The 18,820-nt window shown below is 48.5% G+C and carries 14 protein-coding genes; 11 read left to right on the plus strand and 3 right to left on the minus strand.

Translation table 11 applies throughout. The features are described from left to right. Positions 1–42 precede the first annotated feature (42 nt). Positions 43–435, plus strand: a complete 393-nt coding sequence (gene rplQ, locus B2739_RS11140) for a 50S ribosomal protein L17 (RefSeq protein ID WP_331345931.1) — start codon at positions 43–45, stop codon at positions 433–435. A gap of 344 nt (positions 436–779) precedes the next feature. Here the strand turns inward: rplQ and uvrA are convergent, their stop codons facing one another. Continuing rightward, on the minus strand, positions 780–3,644 hold the full coding sequence (uvrA, locus tag B2739_RS11145) for an excinuclease ABC subunit UvrA (RefSeq protein ID WP_331345932.1): 2,865 nt from the start codon (positions 3,642–3,644) through the stop codon (positions 780–782). Positions 3,645–3,872: 228 nt separating this feature from the next. Here uvrA and B2739_RS11150 point away from each other — a divergent pair, with 228 nt between their 5' ends. After that, on the plus strand, positions 3,873–5,267 hold the full coding sequence (locus B2739_RS11150) for an MFS transporter (RefSeq protein ID WP_331345933.1): 1,395 nt from the start codon (positions 3,873–3,875) through the stop codon (positions 5,265–5,267). Between the two features lie 111 nt (positions 5,268–5,378). After that, entirely contained in the window at positions 5,379–5,945 is a 567-nt protein-coding gene (gene ssb, locus B2739_RS11155; protein ID WP_331345934.1) for a single-stranded DNA-binding protein, read from the plus strand. A 91-nt stretch (positions 5,946–6,036) separates the two neighbouring features. Here the strand turns inward: ssb and B2739_RS11160 are convergent, their stop codons facing one another. Both B2739_RS11160 and B2739_RS11165 read right to left on the minus strand, forming a co-directional pair. After that, entirely contained in the window at positions 6,037–7,035 is a 999-nt protein-coding gene (locus B2739_RS11160; RefSeq protein WP_331345935.1) for a two-component system response regulator, read from the minus strand. Further along, entirely contained in the window at positions 7,036–9,969 is a 2,934-nt protein-coding gene (locus B2739_RS11165; protein WP_331345936.1) for an MHYT domain-containing protein, read from the minus strand. A gap of 235 nt (positions 9,970–10,204) precedes the next feature. Here B2739_RS11165 and B2739_RS11170 point away from each other — a divergent pair, with 235 nt between their 5' ends. The 8 genes from B2739_RS11170 to B2739_RS11205 all read left to right on the plus strand — a co-directional run bounded on the left by B2739_RS11170 (position 10,205) and on the right by B2739_RS11205 (position 18,727). Beyond that, a complete protein-coding gene (locus B2739_RS11170) occupies positions 10,205–11,140 on the plus strand; it encodes a transporter substrate-binding domain-containing protein (protein ID WP_331345937.1) in 936 nt (311 codons plus the stop codon). Positions 11,141–11,368: 228 nt separating this feature from the next. Further along, on the plus strand, positions 11,369–12,592 hold the full coding sequence (locus B2739_RS11175; protein WP_331345938.1) for an efflux RND transporter periplasmic adaptor subunit: 1,224 nt from the start codon (positions 11,369–11,371) through the stop codon (positions 12,590–12,592). A gap of 157 nt (positions 12,593–12,749) precedes the next feature. After that, positions 12,750–13,496, plus strand: a complete 747-nt coding sequence (locus tag B2739_RS11180) for an ABC transporter ATP-binding protein (RefSeq protein ID WP_331345939.1) — start codon at positions 12,750–12,752, stop codon at positions 13,494–13,496. Positions 13,497–13,498: 2 nt separating this feature from the next. Beyond that, complete coding sequence (locus B2739_RS11185) at positions 13,499–14,656, plus strand: ABC transporter permease (protein ID WP_331345940.1); 1,158 nt, start codon at positions 13,499–13,501, stop codon at positions 14,654–14,656. A 2-nt stretch (positions 14,657–14,658) separates the two neighbouring features. Next, entirely contained in the window at positions 14,659–15,849 is a 1,191-nt protein-coding gene (locus tag B2739_RS11190; protein ID WP_331345941.1) for an ABC transporter permease, read from the plus strand. Between the two features lie 40 nt (positions 15,850–15,889). Next, positions 15,890–17,002, plus strand: a complete 1,113-nt coding sequence (locus B2739_RS11195) for a LacI family DNA-binding transcriptional regulator (RefSeq protein WP_414633226.1) — start codon at positions 15,890–15,892, stop codon at positions 17,000–17,002. 265 nt (positions 17,003–17,267) lie between these two features. Further along, positions 17,268–18,149, plus strand: coding sequence for a glucosaminidase domain-containing protein (locus tag B2739_RS11200; RefSeq protein ID WP_331345942.1), 882 nt, complete (start codon positions 17,268–17,270; stop codon positions 18,147–18,149). Next, complete coding sequence (locus B2739_RS11205; RefSeq protein ID WP_331345943.1) at positions 18,146–18,727, plus strand: hypothetical protein; 582 nt, start codon at positions 18,146–18,148, stop codon at positions 18,725–18,727. The genes B2739_RS11200 and B2739_RS11205 overlap by 4 nt, the downstream gene beginning before the upstream one ends. Positions 18,728–18,820 lie beyond the last annotated feature (93 nt).

An 18,820-nucleotide genomic window follows, 5' to 3' on the forward strand; every position in this document is an offset into this window, starting at 1 on the left:
ACGAGATTGCTAATAGCAATCCATTTTTGAAGGTAATTCCTCATGCGTCATAAACTAAGTGGTCGTCAGTTAGGCCGTAATGCTGCTCACCGTAAAGCTATGTTTCGTAACATGGTAATTTCTTTGGTTGAGCATGAATTAATTAAAACTACTTTACCAAAGGCAAAAGAGTTACGCCGTTTTGCTGAGCCTTTGATTACTTTGGCTAAAGTAGATAGCGTTGCTAATCGTCGCTTGGCTTTTGCTCGATTGAACAGCAAAGAAGCTGTGGGCAAGCTATTTAGCCAGCTTGGTCCGCGTTACAATGCTCGTCCAGGTGGCTACGTTCGTATTTTAAAATGCGGCTTCCGTGCAGGTGATAAAGCGCCAATGGCATACGTTGAGTTGGTTGATCGTCCTGCAAAGGCTGTTGACTCGGCAATAGATGCTGAATAATTTGCAGATTATTCTGTCAAACAAAAAAGCCAAGCAGTAATGCTTGGCTTTTTTGTTTTTATGCGTTGTGTATATTTAAAGCAAAGCACTGATATGTTCGCTATGGTCAATGTCTTACAAAGATTTCAGCAATTGCCGACTATTTTACTAATACAAAATCCGTAAAATGATGATCACAGGGACGCTAACCGAGAAAGGAAGTTTTGGTTGGAGGATAGAATTTCAGGACGAATTCGATCCAGGGATGTGAAAAACAGATAAGGCATGATGCCAAACGATCAAGATGATCGTTTACCCACGCAGGATGCAACGGGGCTTGCAGGATGCAATGCCCCTTTTCTTTTTTATGCAGTTATTTTCTTCGATACTCTGCCCTTTTTAGTGGTTTGTTTTAGCATTGGGGCAAGAAATCTTCCTGTGTGGGAGTAATCGAGTTGAGCTACTTCTTCCGGAGTACCTGTTGCGATTATTTGACCTCCACCACTTCCTCCTTCCGGGCCTAAATCAACAATCCAATCTGCGGTTTTGATGACATCCAAATTATGTTCAATTACAACCACAGTATTGCCATGGTCGCGCAAACGGTGCAGCACGTTTAGCAATTGCTGGATATCGTAAAAATGAAGTCCTGTGGTTGGTTCATCCAAAATATAAAGTGTTTTGCCTGTATCGCGTTTGGATAATTCTTTTGCCAATTTCACTCGCTGTGCTTCGCCACCTGAAAGCGTAGTTGCAGATTGTCCAAGGCAGATATACGAAAGCCCGACATCGATCAATGTTTGCAGTTTATTGGCGATAGCGGGGACCGCATCGAAAAATGCACGTGCGTCTTCAATTGTCATTCCTAGGACTTCGTTGATATTTTTTCCTTTGTACTTCACGTCGAGCGTTTCGCGATTGTAGCGTTTGCCTTTGCATACATCGCAGGGAACGTAAACATCTGGCAGAAAGTGCATTTCTACTTTAGTCACGCCATCACCCTGACAGGCTTCGCAGCGCCCGCCTTTGACGTTGAAACTGAAACGGCCTGGTTGATAGCCGCGTGAGCGCGATTCCTGGGTGCCTGCAAACAATTCGCGGATAGGCGTGAAGATTCCAGTGTAGGTTGCTGGGTTAGAGCGCGGCGTGCGGCCAATGGGACTCTGGTCAATATCCACACACTTATCAAATAGCTCAAGTCCTTCAATACTGTCATAGGGAGCTGGATCGAGTGTAGTCGCGCCATTGAGTGCGGTTGCTGCCAGTGGGTGAAGTGTTGCGTTAATCAATGTTGATTTGCCAGAACCGGACACGCCGGTAACACAGGTCATGAGCCCCACGGGAATCTCCAGCGTTACATTCTGCAAATTGTTGCCCTTTGCGCCAGTCAGGCGCAAAAGGTTCTTTTTATCAAAAACGTGGCGTTTTGCGGGTATGGCAATTTCACGGGTGCCACTCAGGTATTGGCCTGTAATGGATTCTTTGTTCGCCATGATGGCTTTTACGTTGCCTTGTGCGATGACCTGACCACCATGAACCCCTGCGCCTGGGCCAATATCAATGACGTGGTCGGCGAGGCGAATGGCATCTTCATCGTGCTCCACCACGATTACGGTGTTGCCAATATCGCGTAAGTGCGTAAGGGTTTTGAGTAGGCGCTCGTTATCGCGCTGGTGTAGACCGATAGAAGGTTCGTCGAGGATATACATCACGCCTACCAAGCCCGCACCAATCTGGCTGGCGAGACGAATGCGCTGCGCTTCGCCGCCTGACAGTGTTTCTGCGCTGCGATTCAGGGTGAGGTAGTTCAAGCCGACATCCACCAGAAAGCGGAAGCGGTCGCGTAGCTCTTTCAGGATTTTGTCAGCGATACCCGCCTTGCGCCCGGTAAAGCTGAGCTTCATGTAGTAGTCATAAGCATCGGCAACGGGCATTTCGGTGATTTTGGGTAGTGGGCGTTCGTCGATAAATACGTTGCGCGCCTCTATGCGCAGGCGGGTACCTTCACACTCCGGGCAGGGCTGACTGGATAAAAATTTGGTCAGATCCTCGCGCACCGAGTTGGATTCGGTGTCGCGGTAGCGCCGCTCCATATTGGGGAGCACGCCTTCAAAGGTATGGCTGCGCTTGTATACATCGCCTCGATCATTGATGTAGTTAAATTCGATAACATCATCACCCGAACCGTAGAGTACCGCCTCGCGCTGTTTGGCTTTGAGCTTTGCCCAAGGCGTATCGACGTTAAAGCCGTAATGTTTGGCGAGCGATGCCAGCATATGGAAGTAATAGACGTTGCGTTTGTCCCAGCCGCGAATTGCCCCGTCGGACAGGCTCAAGCTGGTGTCCTGAATGACTTTGTCTTCATCAAAAAATTGATGCACACCCAGGCCATCGCAGGTTGGACAGGCACCGGCCGGGTTATTGAAGGAGAACAGGCGCGGCTCAAGCTCGGTCAGGCTGTAATCGCAAATGGGGCAGGCGTGTTTGGACGAGAACAGGCGATCGGGTGCTTCGCCGTCCATGTAGCTGATGCATGCGATACCTTCTGACAGGTTAAGTGCAGTCTCAAACGATTCTGCCAGGCGCAGTTTCAAGTCGTCGCGCACCTTGAATCGGTCGATTACGACTTCAATGCTGTGTTTCTTCTTCTTATCTAGTTTGGGTGTGTCGTCCAAATCACACAGAATGCCATCGATACGGGCGCGGATAAAACCGTCGCGCTTGAGCTGTTCAAACACATGCAGGTGCTCGCCCTTGCGGTCGCGGATCACCGGCGCAAGCAGCATCAATTTCGTGCCTTCAGCCAGAGCAAGGGTGGTATCGACCATCTCGCTGATGGTTTGTGCGGTCAGCGGTACGCCATGTTCGGGGCAGCGCGGCTCACCTACGCGGGCATAGAGCAGGCGCAGGTAGTCGTAAATTTCGGTGATAGTGCCCACAGTGGAGCGCGGGTTGTGCGAGGTGGATTTTTGCTCGATGGAGATCGCCGGGCTCAAGCCCTCGACGTGATCGACATCGGGTTTTTCCATCATCGATAAAAATTGACGGGCATAAGTGGATAGCGATTCGACATAGCGGCGCTGACCTTCTGCATAGAGCGTATCAAATGCCAGCGATGATTTGCCCGAGCCAGACGGGCCGGTGATGACGACCAGTTTGTCGCGTGGAATGTCGAGATCAATATTCTTCAGGTTGTGGGTGCGCGCACCCCTAACAATAATTTTATCCATGTACTGCAATCCGCCTGGGTCATGAAAATGGACACGAAAGGAAAGTGATTATACGTAAGATACTGCCAGTAGATGTCAGGAGCTGATTTCTATTTGCTTGCAAACAATCAAGCAGGCGTTTTAACACAATGTTTCGTGTGATTTATAGGCCGTTGGGAGTAGTAGTTGGTACACTGGCGCACTTTTACTGAATTCATCCCTTTTCTGCTGATACTGACGGCGCCCGCCATGCAAGATCCTGTTTCTACATCACCTGTTATGACCACGACTACGCCAGCTCCGTTTGAGCGAAAAGTCGTGTTATCGCTCGCTGCGCTTTACACCTTCCGGATGTTTGGCCTTTTCATGTTGTTGCCGGTGCTTGCGCTCTATGGCACCGAATACGCCCATCACAGCCCGTTCTTGCTCGGCCTTGCACTGGGTGCTTACGGGTTTAGCCAGGCGTTGTTGCAGATTCCATTTGGCGTGCTGTCCGACCGTATCGGGCGCAAACCGCTGATTCTCGCAGGCTTGCTGATATTTGTGCTGGGCAGTGTAGTGGCGGCGCTGGCAGAGTCTGTGTACGGCCTGATTATCGGCCGGTTTTTGCAAGGGGGCGGCGCTATTTCGGCGGTGGTGATGGCGCTTTTAACCGATCTTACTTCCGATGAAAACCGCACCAAAGCCATGGCCACCATAGGTGCTTCTATCGGCGTGTCCTTCTCGGTGGCGATGACCGCCGGGCCCTTGCTTGCCGCTTGGGGCGGTGTGGGGGCGATCTTCTGGTTAACCGCGCTGCTCGGGCTTGTCGGCGTGTATATCCTGCTGAAGTTAGTGCCCGATGTCAGCCATACGCGCAGCTCCGCACGTGAAGCCGTTGCGGTGCCCGGGCTCCTTGCATCCACACTGAAGCATCCACAATTGTTGCGTTTGAATGTCGGGATTTTTGTACTGCATTTTGTGCTGATGTCGAGCTTTGTGGTGTTGCCGCTGATGTTGGAAAACCAGCTGCAGATTCCGCGCAATTATCATGGGTTGGTTTACTTCCCGCTGCTTGCGTTCGCGTTTGTATTGATGTTGCCGTTTGTGATCATCGCTGAAAAACGGCGCAAAATTAAAAGTGTATTCCTGCTTGCGGTTGCGTTGTTGCTTGCGGCTGAATTGGCTTTAACCCAGGTGGGCGATAGTTTTATTGCCGCGCTGTTGGTGCTGTTTGTATTTTTTATTGCCTTTAATGTGCTGGAGGCTACCCAACCTTCGATGGTAAGCAAAATTGCGCCCGCTGGAGCCAAAGGGACAGCGACGGGTATTTACTCGACTTGTCAGGTGCTGGGGGTCTTTAGTGGCGGTGCGTTGGGCGGATGGTTACTGCAAGAGCAGGGAGGGCAAATGGTGTTCTTGCTCAATGCGATACTGGTGTTGATCTGGCTTGCTGTAGCTTGGTCGATGAAACCACCGCAGTTTCTGGCCAGTGTGCTTATTCCATTGCGCGGGCAGGATCACCAGGCGCTTGCCGAAAAATTGCGTGCAGTGGATGGCGTAGCGGAAGTGGTGATTGTCGCCTCGGAGAACACCGCTTATCTTAAAGTTGACCAGCAGCGCGTGAACCGGAAACAGTTAGCTGCCATCGTAGATGACGAATAGCGAAAATGCTAAAGTGCACGGCCCCCGTCAGGGGGTAGTAAACAGAAACTTGAAAGCCGCTGACGTATAACAACAGAAGGCGGATACCCGGACAACCAAGAGGAATTCAGTATGGCTCGTGGCATCAACAAAGTAATTTTGATCGGCAATATCGGGCAAGACCCGGAAGTAAAATACATGCCCTCTGGCGGCGCTGTCACCAACGTGAGCGTAGCAACTTCCGAGACCTGGAAGGACAAAAATACCGGCCAACCGCAAGAGCGTACTGAGTGGCACCGCGTGGTGTTTTTTAACCGCTTGGGTGAGATTGCCGGCGAATACCTGAAAAAAGGTTCCAAGGTTTACATTGAAGGCTCATTGCGCACCCGCAAGTGGCAAGCGCAAGACGGCAGTGACCGTTACACCACCGAAATTGTTGCCAGCGAAATGCAAATGTTGGATGGCCGTGGAGACAATGCCGGTATGGGCAATAACATGGGCGGTGCTGGTATGGGCGCAGCAGCAATGGCAGGCGGTTTTGATCAGACTCCGCAATACAACAATGCACCCGCGCAAGGTGGATACAGCCAAGGTGGTGGCGGTTACCAACAAAATCGCGCGCCACAGCAACCATCCCACAATGCGCCACCACAGCAGCCAGCTGGTTTTGATTCTTTTGATGATGACATTCCGTTCTAGATCCGCGTTTTCCAAACGTTCCCAGAAAAACAAAACCACAAACAAAGCCACCTTCGGGTGGCTTTGTTTTTTGTCGCTTGCGATACAGGCGTTACGTATCGAGTAGCTGCTCGCGAATGGCAATGATGGTCGGCAGCGCTTTTTTAAAGGCGATCACCAAATCCGGATCAAAATGTTTGCCGGATTCCTGTTCGATGTAAGCGCTCGCCTGTTCGATTGTCCAGGCTGCTTTGTAAGGGCGCACACTGGTTAATGCATCGAATACATCTGCAAGCGCAACGACGCGCGCTTCAATTGGAATGGCTTCGCCGTTGAGCCCATCGGGATAGCCGGAGCCATCCCATTTTTCATGATGGTGCAGCGCAATAATGCGGGCGATTTTTAATAAATTGGAATGGTCGTCGCCAATAATTGTCGCGCCGATGCGCGTGTGGGTTTTCATGATTTCCCATTCATCTGGCGTGAGTTTTCCCGGCTTTTGCAGAATAAAATCAGGGATGCCAATTTTGCCGATGTCGTGCATCGGCGCTGCATTTAATAATTCGTCGGCATCAGTTTTATTCATGCCTGCCGCGAGTGCGATTTCTTTGGCGTAGTGGCTCATGCGGATAACATGCAAGCCGGTTTCGTTGTCTTTGTATTCTGCGGCGCGCCCGAGCCGATGGATCACTTGCAAGCGCGTCTCGCGCAGGGAATCAACACTGACTAATGACAGTTGTGCTTTCACGCGCGCGAGTACAATCGGCGGGCTGACGGGTTTGGTAATGTAATCCACGCAGCCAACGCTAAAGCCTTCTGTTTCATCGCGGGTTTCTGCAAGCGCGGTAACAAAAATAACCGGTATGTGTTGTGTTGCAGAATTTTCTTTCAGCCGTTTGCAGGTTTCCAAACCGGTTATGCCGGGCATCATGATGTCGAGCAAAATTAAATGCGGCTGTTCATTTTCTGCAAGGCTCAATGCTTTTTCGCCGTCGCGTGCAAACAACAAGCGATAGTCGTGTTGCAAGATTTGTTTGAGTACTTGCAGGTTGACGGGTTCATCGTCTACCAACAGTAATTTAGGGCGCGAGTCACGCACTTCGATGGCCATTTATACCTCGTGATCGGTAGCGCTGTTGTTTATCCAGTTCTGCAGGATGGCAATGGCTGCATCAAAATCAAATTGATCCAAGGCTTCATCCAGCGGTGTTAGTAATGCGGCCGGGCAGGTTTGGGAAATTTTGCGATAGGCTTCATCATCAAGCGTGCCATGTTGGTAAGCAGCTAATAATGTTTCCAATAGTGCACGGTCACAGGATGCTGTTTTATGTTGATGATCGGAAGCGGGCAGTTCTATTTTTTCCAGCGCGGTTGCAATGGTGTTGAAGGCAGCTCTCAGCTCATCCAGCAATCGTGAATTGAATGATTTTTCCTGCTCAAGTTGTTGTGCGATGCCGGTTAATTCTTGCAAACCTAAATTCGCTGCCGCCCCTTTTATACGATGCGCCTCGCGCGAAATGGCGTTGATATTATGTGATGTTTCCGTTTCAGCAAGGTGACCAAGCTGCATAAAAAACGCATCGGGTTTGGTGTGATCTGCACAGAAGCGTTGGATTGCCTTGGTGAGCAGTGCATGATCGCCCCAGCGCTGTAATGCGCCATCCCAATCAATAACCTGCACGGCGTTTTCCTGGCCGGATGAAGGTGCGGGTGCAGATTGTTTTATGCCAAGGCAGCGCGCTATTTCGCGATAAAGCTCGGGTAAAACGATAGGTTTTGAGGCAAAGCCATTCATGCCGGCGGCCTCCGCATCTTTCCGGTCTTGCGCTAATACGCTGGCGGTGAGTGCAATGATCGGCGTGCTTTTGGCGCTTTGTGTTTGCTCCCATTGCCGAATCATCCGGCAGGCTTGCAAGCCATCAACTTCCGGCATTTGAATATCCATAAGCACAATATCAAACGTTTGCTTTTTAAATTGCGAAAATGCTTCGTTACCATTGTTTGCTGTCACTGTGCGATGGCCGTTGCGCGTCAGCATCAATTGAAGTACTTCAATATTTTGTGGCACGTCGTCGGCAATCAAAATATTGAGAACCGGTAAGGTAACGGGCTCTGCGGAAATGATTTTTTTCACTGCATGTGCTGCAGGCAAAGGAATTGAAATTTGAAAGCAGCTGCCTTTGTCTAATTCACTGGTGACCGAAATAGTGCCGCCCATTAATCCGGTCAGTTGCCGTGCGATGGTAGTGCCCAAACCGGTTCCGCCAAAGCGGCGCGCCATGGATGCATCGGCTTGAGTGAAGGGTGTAAAAATATGTTCGATACGGTCAGCGGCAATGCCGATACCTGTGTCGATTATTTTGATAATAACCTGATCGTTTTGTTCGCTGATATCGAGCGTGACGCTGCCATGCTCGGTAAATTTAATCGCATTGCCAATTAAATTAATGAGCACCTGACGCAAACGCATTTCATCGCCCAGCACCAGATCGCGCATCTCGCTCTGGATCTGTGTGGTTAATAACAGCGATTTTTTATCGGCTTGAAGATGTAACTCATTGATGATGTCGCGCGCCATATCGCGCAGCGAAAACGGTTTGATATCCAATTCAAGTGCACCGCGTTCTAACTTCGCGGTATCGAGGATATCGTTCAGCAGCGTTAGCAATGAGCGCGCCGAGCGGCTAACGGTTTGCAAATGCCGCCGTTGTTCCGCTTCCAGTGGTGAATCCAATAATAATTCGGTGAAGCCGATGATCGCATTCATGGGGGTGCGAATCTCGTGGCTCATGTTGGCGAGGAACATGCCTTTGGCCGTGGACGCTTGTTCTGCGCGATCTTTGGCGATCATCAAATCCGTTTCCATGGCTTTGGATTCGGCGATGTCGATAATCACTCCGTCGATCCATTGCAGTTTTCCCTGCGCGTCATAAACACCGCTGGCTCTTTCCGATACCCAGCGCTCGCTATGGTCGCGGCACACAATGCGGTATTCGATGATGTAAGGGGTTTTATTGTTGAGCGCGGGCAACAGCTCTTGTGAAATGCGCTCTGCGTCATCGGGATGGATGATGTCGCCCAAATGCATTTCATGCGCAAAGAATTTTTCTGCTTCCCATCCACTTAATTTATAGATCGCATCGCTAATAAAAATAACTTCCCAGGGGGCAGTGGCCTGGGTGCGAAACGCAACGCCGGGAATATTGCTGATCAATGTGCGGTATTGCTGCTCGCGCGAAGACAGTTCGCTTTCGATTTTGAGTGAGTGGCGATAGAGCTGGCGGTAACGCAAGATCAGGTTGCCAGCAATGACCAGCAAGCCAATCGCGACGGTCATTGCACTAATAATGATGGCGAGAAATGTATGGCTGTTGTCGTCCGAAAAGTTGGTATCGGGTGTGCCGATAAAACGTGCAGCAGCCATACCGGTGTAGTGCATGGCGGCAATCGCACATCCCATAATGACACCGCTAATCAGGGTGGCTCGCGCTGCATTGAGTTTGCCGTGGTCGTGCAGGCCAAAACGCACCCAGAGTGCGATCATGGCCATTATCACCGCCACGAAAATAGAGACGATAAACCACAGCGGATCGTAACGCAGGGTTGCGTTCAGGTGCATGGCGGCCATACCGCTGTAGTGCATGGCACCAATGCCGGAGCCGACCAACACGCCGCCAATCATCAATTGCTGCCATGAAATACGGCTGCGCGAGAGCATGTGCAGTGCTACCCAGGAAGCAAACACCGAGGGCAGCATGGAAAGCAGGGTGATAAAGGGTTGGTAGTGCACATGGGTGCCCATCTCAAACGCCAGCATGCCGATGAAATGCATGGACCAGATGCCGCCGCCCAAGGCCAGCGAGCCGGATACCAGCGCTGTCTGGCGCAGCATGCGCCCGTGTGCTGCACGTGCCAGCCCTGCAATCTGTAGCCCCATCATGGAGGACACTATGGCGACCAAAACGGAAACCGCTACCAGCCCGGGATTATGGTGTCCCTCCAGCAGCGTGTATTGGGTGTTGTAATCAATAAAAATATCAAGCATTGGTTGTTTCGTTCGTCGTTATCGATGGTCGTTATGGTTCGCTGTAAAGCGATAGGGCGCTCAGGGGCGGGAACGTCGAGGGGTGTACTTCCTTTACAGTCTGGCTTTGTTTACTGAAAATGCCACTCGATCAAGCGGGATTTTAGGCCTATCTGCCTGTTTTGGGCTGCTATGCTGCAATCTGCTCCAGCGACACTAACGATCATCATAATAAATACCCACGAGGTGAGACTTCATGTTCAAAAAACCAACGGCGCTACTCCGTCTTTCCCCTGCCAATAGTCTGCGCGCAACGGCGTTGTGCCTGTTGTGCTTATTGTGCAGTTTGTCTTTTGCGGTAAATGCAGAAGCGGCATCCGGCTCTTCGGTAGATTCAGCAGTGACCCGTGTTGCATTGTGGAACGGCAATAAAACCCAATCGCGCCAGACCTATGAGCGCGAGGTGCTGGAAGCGGCGCTCATCGCCACTGAAAAAACTCTGGGCGCGTGGACGCTCAAGGAAGACCTGACGGATTACCCGCTCGCTGCTGATGAAGCCAGCGTTTTCCGCGAAAAAGGGTTTGATATTTTTGGCACTGTCGCAGGCAATACCAAACTGGCGAATGAAAAGAAAATCCTGATTCCATTGCCGCTAATGAAAGGATTGTTGGGCTATCGCATCTTGATTATCCGCTCGGCAGATAAAGCAAAATTTGCCGCGATCAACACCGCGCAGCAGCTGCAACAATTGCGCATGGGCATTCCATCAACCTGGGCCGATGCCGAACTGTTTCGCCAAAACGGTTACAAGGTAGAAGAGAAAGGCAGCTTTGATGATTTATTCACGCGCCTTGAAAACAATGAGTTTGATTACGTCACCTTCGGTGCCAATGAGGTCACCGGCGTATTCAATGAGCGCGCGGCTAAATCGGGCAAGCTGATGGTGGATTCATCCCTGCTGGTGTATTACCCATTCCCGTTGGTGTTTTATGTGAATCCCGACAAGAAAGCACTGGCTGAGCGTGTGACAGCGGGCTTGCAAACGATCAGCAGTAATGGCGAGTTGGATGCAATTTTTAACCGCTATTTTGCGGCAGACTTAAAAGCCGTCAACCTGCCTGCACGCACCATGATTAGCCTGAAAAATCCTATCCTTCCGGCTGAAATGGCCGATTTCAAACCCGCGTTATAATTTTTTCGCCGGTGATAAATGTCACCGGCATCGGATGACAATGGCTACTGTGGTAGCCAATGTCATTCCCGCTATCCTGCGCACATAACAACAGTGTTGCCAGGGAAATGTCCGGAAGATGAAAACACCGCTAGGTTCTGCTGCCAGACTGAATAATAATGCGCCTCGCATGTTCAGGTTTTTTTCTGACAATCTAACAACATCTAATAGCAATGGGCAGAGCATACCGTGACAAATCAAGACGAACTTTTATCGCAATTGCGCATTAACCGCGAACAGCAGCCAGACGAAAGCCGCAAGGTGCGTGTGTGGATTGGCATTGCGGCAGTAGTGGGCATTGCAGTGGTGGCATTCAGTCTCTTGAGTGACCCAGCTCCTGTACCGGTCAAAATAGAAATGGCGCGCATGGCGGTGCCTGACTCTTCAACGGCAACTGTGTTGGATGCAACGGGCTATGTGGTTGCGCGCCGCATATCAACTGTGTCATCCAAAGTCACCGGGCGTGTGACAGAGATTTTTATTGAAGAAGGCCAACAAGTTGAAAAAGACCAGGTTGTTGCGCGCTTGGATGATTCCAATACAGTAAAAGCCGTGGAGTTGAGCAAAGCTGAATTGCGCTCGGCAAAAACATTGGTGGTAGAAGCCCAGGCGCGTCTGACCGAAGCCAAATTAACGCTGGAGCGCAATACTGAATTGGCGCGTACCCAGTTGGTCAGTGCGGCTACGCTGGATAAAGCGCGCGCTGATTTTGAATCGCTGCGTGCACAATTAGCCGCGCGCAATGCCGAGGTGGATGTCAGCGAAAAGCGCTTGGCTTTGCAGCTACAAAATCTGGAAGATTTAACCCTACGTGCGCCTTTTACCGGTGTGGTAATCAGTAAAGATTCGCAGCCAGGTGAAATGATTTCCCCTATGTCGGCGGGCGGTGGTTTTACCCGTACCGGTATTTGCACATTGGTGGATATGTCGTCGCTTGAAATTGAAGTGGATGTCAATGAATCCTACATCCAGCGTGTGCGCGTAGATCAATTTGTGCAAGCGGTGTTGGAGGCTTATCCCGAGTGGAAAATTCCGGCAAAAGTCATCGCCATTATTCCGGCCGCTGATCGCCAAAAAGCCACCGTCAAGGTGCGCATCGGTTTTCAGGTATCTGATCCGCGCATCCTTCCCGATATGGGGGTGAAGGTTGCATTTATGAATGCGGAACCGGTTGTGGAAGAAAAACCGAAAGAGCCATTGGGAATCCGCGTGCCGATTACGGCAGTGCGCTCCGAAGGTGAAGATAAATTTATTTTTGTCGTGAAAGACGGCGTCGCCGAATTGCGCAAAGTGACGATCAATGCCAGCTACGGAACGGATATTTATATCGGCAGTGGCTTGCGAGCGGGTGAAGATTTTGTCGTGGAAGCGACTCCGGAATTAAAAGACGGCTCACTGGTTGAGTTGCAATAAATCGCGCGAAGCTACATAGAAAAACCTCGCCACTAAACGGTGGCGAGGCGTAAACAATAAAAATAAATATTGAAAATAAAACGCCTCAAATTTGCTGTCCTGATTTTTTACACGTCTATCTTGTCCGTTAACGCTGGTCTCACATTTTGGAGGATCTATGACTGCGCTCGCATCCACTTCGCCCGTATCAGATGAATTGCTGGTTCAATTAAAAGGAATCGGAAAGAGTTATAAAAAAGGCAAGGAGCAAGTGAGTGTGCTCGCGGGCCTTAATTTGGATATTCATCGCGGTGATTTTCTCGCGCTTATGGGGCCTTCGGGTTCAGGCAAGACAACCTTGCTCAATTTGCTTGGTGGTTTGGATAAGCCGACCGCCGGTGAATTAATTATTGGCGGGCAGCGCCTTGATAAAATGTCATCTTCCCAGCTCACAAAATGGCGCGCGCGCCATGTCGGGTTTATTTTCCAGTTTTATAATTTAATGCCGGTGCTCACCGCTGAAAAAAATGTAGAACTGCCGTTACTGCTGACCAATTTATCCAGCAAGCAGCGCAAACATCATGTGGCAGCTGCATTGGAATTGGTGGGTTTATCCAATCGTGCCAAACATTATCCCAGTGAATTGTCCGGCGGGCAGGAGCAGCGTGTAGCGATCGCACGCGCGCTGGTGAGTGATCCGGATTTATTGTTATGCGACGAGCCAACCGGCGATTTGGATCGCGCCACTGCCGATGAAATTCTTTCGCTGTTGCAAACACTCAATCAGCAACAACAAAAAACCATCATCATGGTGACACACGATCCGCGTGCAGCAGAGCATGCGCGCCACACCTGGCATATGGATAAAGGGTCACTGGTCACCAATAGCAGTGCACCCGCAAGCCAAGGTGCAGGAGGGCATTAATCATGTACTACCTGCAATTTTTATTGAGCAATTTGGGTCGTAAAAAAGTGCGCACCATTTTGACCTTGCTCTCCATCATGATTGCGTTTTTATTATTTGGTTTGCTGCGCAGTTTAGCCGCAGCCTTTGATCAGGGCGCAGAAATTGCCGGTGAAGATCGGCTGGTGAGTATTAATAAAGTCAGTTTGATCCAGCCTGTTCCAGAATCCTATCTTGCCAAAATACAGTCGTTGGAAGGCGTTGATCGCGCAACCTCGGCGAATTGGTTTGGTGGTTATTATCAAGACCCTAAAAATCAATTCCCCCAATTCCCGATTGTCGCGGAAGATTATTTTGAAATTTATAACGAAATGATTTCACTCCCTGAGGAGCAAATGCAGGCGTGGAAGAAAAATCGTATCGGGGTGGTGATCGGTAAAGCCTTGGTTGACCGGTTTAAATGGAAAATTGGCGATCGCATTCCGTTAAAAGGCATGTTCCCAAAAGAAGATGGCAGCACCACCTGGGAATTTGTGGTTGAAGGTATTTACGAAGCAAAAAACAAAAGCGCCGATACCAGCGCAATGCTGATGCATTACGATTATTTTGATGAGGCGCGCCAGTATGGTAAAGGCACTTTGGGTTGGTTAATTATTCGTGTGAAAGATCCCAAACAATCTGCACAAGTTGCCGCCGCCATCGATGCTATGTTTGCCAATTCACCGGCCGAGACAAAAACCAGTAGCGAAAAAGAATTTGCCAAATCGTTTGCCAAACAATTTGGTGATATAGGGTTGATCACTACCTTAATTTTAGGTGCGGTGTTTTTTACCATGTTGTTAGTCGCTGGCAATACCATGGCGCAGTCATTCCGCGAGCGTATTCCAGAGTTAGCGATTTTAAAAACTCTGGGCTTTTCCGATGTGGCGGTCATGTTAATGGTACTCGCTGAAGCAATTGTTATTTCACTGATTGGTGGTCTTGCCGGGCTATTGCTTGCGAAATTTTTTATCAGTGGTGCGGCGGAATCCATGGCAGCAACACTGCCGGGGTTAGGCTTGTCCAATAGCATGATGTTATTCGGTATTGCACTGATGTTTGCGTTTGGTTTACTCACCGGCATTATTCCTGCGCTGCAAGGTTTGCGGCTCAATATTGTTGCAGCATTGCGGAGGCGTTAATTATGTTTAATGCAATTACCCAAATTTTTGTGATTACGTTTATGAACCTGCGCAATTTGCCGCAGCGTGTGGGTACATCGTCTGTCGCGGTGTTTGGTGTGGCCTGTGTGGTGGGTGTGTTTATCGGTGTGCTTTCCATGGCGAGCGGTTTTCAGCGCACCATGGTCAGTGCTGGAGCCGATGATGTATTGATTATGATGCGCGCCGGTGCGACATCCGAAATGAGCAGCGGTATGGGCTATGAACAAACACAGCAAATTGCCAATTTGCCCGGCATTGCCAAGCTCGATGGCAAACCGGTCAGCTCACCGGAATTATTTGTGATTGTCGATATTCCCATGCGCAACAAAGATGCCAATGCCAACGCCCCTTTGCGCGGTGTTGAAGCTATGGCGTTTGAGGTGCGTAAGTCGTTCAAAATCATTGAAGGCCGAAATTTTGAACCGGGTAAAAATGAATTGATTGTCGGGCGCGGTGCGCAAAAACAATTTGCGAATTTGAACGTGGGTTCGGTAGTGAAATTTGGCCAAACCGAATGGACAGTGGTGGGGGTGTTTGAGTCTGGCGGCGGATTGGCAGAATCGGAATTATGGTGCGATGCCAAAATTTTGCAAAATGCGTATCGCCGCGGTAATAGCTATCAAATCGTGCGCGTAAAGCTGGGTGATGAAAATAGTTTTGCCACGGTAAAAGAGGCTATCGCAGCTGATCCAAAATTTAATCTGGACGTAAAACGTGAATCAGCGTATCTCGCCGAACAATCTGAACCGCTGAGTAAATTTATTAAAATGGTCGGCTATCCGCTTGCGATTTTAATGGCGCTCGGCGCAATTTTTGGTGCGGTAAATACCATGTACACCTCGGTATCCAACCGCACCCGTGAAATTGCCACCTTGCGTGCGCTGGGCTTTAGTGCAACGCCCGTTGCTATCTCGACTTTGGTGGAATCGCTGGTGCTGGCGATTATCGGTGGAATTATCGGGGCCGTAGTGATCTATGTGGTCTTTAACGGTTACACCGTATCCACCCTGAATTTCGCGAGCTTTAGCCAAGTGGTATTTGATTTTGCGGTAACACCGGATTTGTTGGTACAGGGCGTTATATTTGCCTCCATTATTGGTTTTATCGGTGGCTTTTTTCCTGCAATCCGCGCGGCGCGTTTGCCAGTAGCAACGGCGTTACGCGAGGTATAACCATTTGATATAACCGTTTTTGGGCTAGGCTGTACCTGAAATGGGGGTTGATGTAGTATCGCCCCCATCACAACAATTACAAAAAAATACAAGTACAGCGAGGGTAACTGAGTTGAAAGACGATAAACCCACATCCTTTGATATTGCCTACCGCGCAGGGGTGTCCCAATCTACTGTTTCAAGAGCGCTGCGCAATAGCCCATTGGTCAATGAAGAGACGCGCCTTAAAGTCCAACAAATTGCGCGCGAGCTCAATTACAAAGTAGACAAAAACGCGAGCAGTCTGCGCTCTCAACAAACTAAAACGATTGCCCTTTTATTGTGCGAAGACCAAGGCACCGGCAATTCATTAATCAATCCTTTTTTTCTTTCCATGCTCGGCAGCATCACCCGCGCAACGGCCAAACGCGGATTTGATTTATTGATTTCATTCCAGCAATTCAGCGAAGACTGGCATGCAGATTATGAAGATGCCAACCGTGCCGATGGCATTATCTTTTTAGGTTATGGCGATTACGAAAGCTTCGTAAAAAAACTTACCTACCTCACAGAAGTCGGCGCGCATTTTATTACCTGGGGGCCAGTGCTTGAAGGTCAGCCAGGCGTGTCTATCGGCTGCGATAATTTCAACAGCGCTTATCACGCCGCAAAACATTTGTTATCGCTCGGACGAAAAAATATCGCTTTCCTTGGCGATGTTTCCGAGCACAGCCCCGAATTTGCCGACCGCTATCACGGCTTCTGCAAAGCGCTGCAAGAAGCGGGAATTGAAATTAATCCAAAGCTACAAGTTGCTGCTGAAACATCAGAAGAGGAAGGCTACAAAGCAACGCTCAGTTTGTTGCAGCGCCGCTTACCCTTTGATGCCATTTTTGGCGCGAGCGACTTAATTGCAATCGGTGCAATGAAAGCCTTGGAAGAAGCCGGTATGCATATTCCAAATGATGTCGCTGTGATGGGCTTCGATGATATTCCCATGGCATCGTACACACATCCACCACTCTCTACAGTTCAACAAGACACATTGCTCGCCGGTGAATTATTAGTAGAGAATTTGCTAATGCTCGTCGAAGGCGAAAGACCCGAATCCATGTTACTTCCCGCAAAATTAATTGTGCGTGGGTCTTGTGGGGCTAAACCGGTTAAAAAATAAAGTGTTCAATTTTAGATAAATAAAAAGCCTGCCACTGAAAAATTGGCGGGCTTTTTATTTGCAAAAAATTGAGATGTGGATGCGATAGTTAATGTGAATTGTGTTCGAGCAATGCTTTGCATAAAAGATATATTCTATGCTCTGAGTTTGGATATTTCAGTTAAAAGAGTGTTAGTCGGTATTTGCAGTCTATTTGGGATGGCTGATTATATGACTAAAACTAATGGGATTCACTTTAACAAGGTAGTAAATAAAAGGAGAAGTAATGAGCGCATTAAGGATTTCATATTCTGTTGGCGAGAATGGTAAAAATTATAGATCAGATGTTTTTGTTATACAGAAAGCTTTAAATCTAGTCATAAAAAGTAACATGCTAGCACCTCTAATTCCTCTAAAAGAAGATGGTGTCGCCGGGCAAAAGACGAAAGCAGCCATCCGTCGGTTTCAGCAAGTTTTAGTACGCTTTCCCATTCCAGATGGTCGTATTGATCCCACAGGAAAAACGCTTGAAAAATTAAATTCAACCATATTGACAGCAAAACAAGATGCTTCGATATCCAAAACAAGCAAAATCGAATCTATGCTGACGCCTAGTACATTGTTGGCAGGAACTTTTGGAAGTCAGAATAATACCAGTCAAAATTTTGATTTGTGCTTAAGTGGCGCTGTATCCGAGAGTGTTGATCTGAAATCGCTTACTAAAGAAGAGTTTGTTAGGCGAGTCTTTGAGGCTGCCAAGAAAGAGGAGTTGAGTTCTGGTGTTCCAGCCGCAGTCACCGCTGCTCAGGCCATTCTTGAGACAGGTTACGGTGGTGCTGTACCAACTGATATTAATACCAAAAAGTACAGTTACAATTTATTTGGTATTAAGGGGGTTGGCACTGCTGGGTCGGTAAATGTTTATACTCATGAAGTGATCGATGGAAAAAGAATAAAAATTATCGATAAGTTTCAAGCCTATAATAGTTTTGCTGAATCTATTTCAGGTCGAACTACTTTCCTTAAGAGAAATATAAGATACAAGTCTCTGTTTAATTCAAAAGACCCTAAGGTATGGGCGGAAGGGCTTCAAAAAGCAGGGTACGCAACTGACCCCAACTATGCCAAGACATTAATATCAATCATGAATTCATGGAGGTTGATATGAAGTATCGTTTTTTTGCCGGAATTATTCTCTCAGTATTTCTTTTTTCATGTGACGCAGAAGTGGATAGTTCATTTGAGGCATCAGCTCAGTTATTTTCTACTGCTGTGCCAAATGACGATGTATCTAAGTTTAAGTCGGCAGCAAACCCTTCTGGAATATACCTTGTTAGAAAATTTACATCGGGTAATCTTGGTGGCAGAGGAGAAGAGTTGAGTGCTAATTTCTCAGCTTCTTCTATAACAGAAGATATGGAGTTCTTGGTGAAAGACCAAACACCATTTAGTCTGAAACTAATATTTCCCAGTTTGCCAATTAAAGACGACAATAAATTGCCACACTATGGCATGTCTGAAAAAATTTGTAACTTGGCTTTTGATCAATGGGATTCCTCATTAAAAGATGTCATTGCGCCACTGTCGGAATCCATTAGTGGTGAGCCTATTGTTTTAACTGCGGCATCTGATTGTTGGGTTTATGCTGAAGCTCAGGTTATAGACAATATGTTGGTTGGAGGATTTGCCGTTTTTAAGAAAAGTGCGGAAAGTGTGAAATTAGTGTCGGTTATTAATTTGCTCTGATCTGTCTGATTTAGGTTGTTACAGAATTAATTTGCTAATTCTTTTAGATATCTTGAAAAAAGCCTGTCAATTAAAAGTTGACAGGCTTTTTAT

This window comes from Cellvibrio sp. UBA7661 (assembly GCA_002483365.1).
In the GTDB taxonomy this organism is placed as follows: Bacteria; Pseudomonadota; Gammaproteobacteria; order Pseudomonadales; family Cellvibrionaceae; genus Cellvibrio.

Bases quoted from the DNA above. Each gene is read 5' to 3' on its own strand.
- rplQ (WP_331345931.1), top strand. From the start codon at position 43: ATGCGTCATAAACTAAGTGGTCGTCAGTTAGGCCGTAATGCTGCTCAC.
- uvrA (WP_331345932.1), bottom strand. From the start codon at position 3,644: ATGGATAAAATTATTGTTAGGGGTGCGCGCACCCACAACCTGAAGAAT.
- B2739_RS11150 (WP_331345933.1), top strand. From the start codon at position 3,873: ATGCAAGATCCTGTTTCTACATCACCTGTTATGACCACGACTACGCCA.
- ssb (WP_331345934.1), top strand. From the start codon at position 5,379: ATGGCTCGTGGCATCAACAAAGTAATTTTGATCGGCAATATCGGGCAA.
- B2739_RS11160 (WP_331345935.1), bottom strand. From the start codon at position 7,035: ATGGCCATCGAAGTGCGTGACTCGCGCCCTAAATTACTGTTGGTAGAC.
- B2739_RS11165 (WP_331345936.1), bottom strand. From the start codon at position 9,969: ATGCTTGATATTTTTATTGATTACAACACCCAATACACGCTGCTGGAG.
- B2739_RS11170 (WP_331345937.1), top strand. From the start codon at position 10,205: ATGTTCAAAAAACCAACGGCGCTACTCCGTCTTTCCCCTGCCAATAGT.
- B2739_RS11180 (WP_331345939.1), top strand. From the start codon at position 12,750: ATGACTGCGCTCGCATCCACTTCGCCCGTATCAGATGAATTGCTGGTT.
- B2739_RS11185 (WP_331345940.1), top strand. From the start codon at position 13,499: ATGTACTACCTGCAATTTTTATTGAGCAATTTGGGTCGTAAAAAAGTG.
- B2739_RS11190 (WP_331345941.1), top strand. From the start codon at position 14,659: ATGTTTAATGCAATTACCCAAATTTTTGTGATTACGTTTATGAACCTG.
- B2739_RS11195 (WP_414633226.1), top strand. From the start codon at position 15,890: ATGGGGGTTGATGTAGTATCGCCCCCATCACAACAATTACAAAAAAAT.
- B2739_RS11200 (WP_331345942.1), top strand. From the start codon at position 17,268: ATGAGCGCATTAAGGATTTCATATTCTGTTGGCGAGAATGGTAAAAAT.
- B2739_RS11205 (WP_331345943.1), top strand. From the start codon at position 18,146: ATGAAGTATCGTTTTTTTGCCGGAATTATTCTCTCAGTATTTCTTTTT.